At 68.2% G+C, this 1,797-nt stretch carries 1 protein-coding gene; it reads left to right on the top strand.

The genetic code is table 11. The features are described from left to right. Positions 1-96: 96 nt before the first annotated feature. Complete coding sequence (locus ABCR83_RS32585) at positions 97-1,785, top strand: IS1182 family transposase (RefSeq protein WP_462698877.1); 1,689 nt, start codon at positions 97-99, stop codon at positions 1,783-1,785. Positions 1,786-1,797: the final 12 nt, after the last annotated feature.

Below are 1,797 nucleotides of genomic sequence, written 5' to 3'. Positions count from 1 at the left end.
GGACCCTGTTGGTTAATCCGGGCCCATGCGTGACGTCGGTTCCCAAGACCTGGTTGTGGTCTTGGGAACCGACGTTGTCGTTTGGGGAGGGTGCAGGTGTCGATGCAGCCGAATGAGCCGGGGGAGATCCCGGCGGAGACGGTGCGGGTGGCACGGGCGGCCTTCCGTAAGGGGAGCTTGGCGATCCGGATCCGGGACGAGCTGGGTTTTCTGTTCACCGACGAGCAGTTCGCGGATCTGTTCCCGGCACGAGGGAAACCGGCCTGGTCACCGGGCCGGCTCGCGCTGGTGCTGGTGTTGCAGTTCGTGGAAGGGCTCACCGACCGGCAGGCCGCGGAAGCGGTGCGGGCGAGGATCGACTTCAAATACGCCCTCGGGCTGGAACTGGCCGATCCCGGCTTCGACTACTCGGTCCTGTCGGAGTTCCGGGACCGTCTCATCGAGGCGGATGCCGGACGGCAGGTGCTGGACGGCATCCTGGTTGCGGCCCGGGACAAGGGCCTGCTGGCCGGTGGCGGGAAGGCCCGCACCGATTCCACCCATGTCCTCTCAGCCGCCCGCCAGCTGTGCTGGCTGGAGCTGGTCTCGGAGACACTGCGCTCAGCGTTGAACGCGCTCGCCCAGGCCGCCCCCGGCTGGATGACCGCAGTCGCTGAACCGGACTGGTTCAAGCACTACGCCACCCGGGCCGAGGACTCCCGTTTCCCCAAAGCCCGAACCAAGCGCGACGAGGTCGGCATGCGGATCGGGACGGACGGCATGCGGCTGCTCGCGGCCGTGACCTCACCCGACGCACCCCCCGGACTGCGGGAGGTGGAACAGGTGGAGATCCTGCGGCAGATCTGGGTGCACCACTTCCACCTGGTCGAAGGCGAGGTGAGGCGGCGGGACCCAAAAGACCGACCGCCGGGCGCGACGCGCCTGGTCACCCCCTATGACCCGCAGGCACGCGGCAGCGTCAAACGCGACACCATGTGGGACGGATACAAAGTCCACCTCACAGAGACCTGCGGCACCGACGGCCCGAACCTGATCACGAACGTGGCCACCACCGTCGCCACCGTCCCCGACAACGCGATGAGCGAGACGATCCACGCCGGCCTCGCCGAACACGGCTGCCTGCCCGGCGAGCACTGGGTCGATGCCGGCTACCCCACCGCCGCCCAGATCGTGACCGCCCGGCGTGAACACGGCATCGAGCTGCACGGACCGCTGCAAACGGTCACCGTCGCCCAGACGAAGAACGGCGGCGGCTACGGACAGGACGCCTTCACCATCGACTGGGACCAGCAGCACGTGACCTGCCCGAACGGGGTCACCAGCACCCAGTGGGCCCTGCGCAGTTCCCAGCAGCAGCTTCCGGTGATCCGGGTCAGATTCTCCCAGGCCGACTGCCGGCACTGCCCCGCACTGCGTGACTGCGTCAGCTCACCCAAGGCCGAACGCAGGGAACTCACCCTGCGGCAACACGACGAGCACCAGGCCCTCCAGCAGACCCGCGTTCTCCAGCAGACAGACGACTGGAAGACCCGCTACAAGATCCGCGCCGGAGTCGAAGGAACCATCTCCCAAGGCGTCGGGCGCTGCGGCCTGCGCAGATCCCGCTACCGCGGCCTGGCGAAGACCAGCCTCCAGCACCAGCTCACCGGCGCCGCGATCAACCTCGCCCGCATCGACGCCCACCTCACCGACACACCCCGGGCCCGCACCCGCACCAGCCACTTCACAGCACTTCGCCCCGCCGACCAGAAGATCGACGGGGCGAAACAGCAAGGCCCGGATTAACCAACAGGGTCC

The organism is Streptomyces xingningensis, from assembly GCF_054957865.1.
This window is presented reverse-complemented; position numbering and strand designations above follow the sequence as displayed.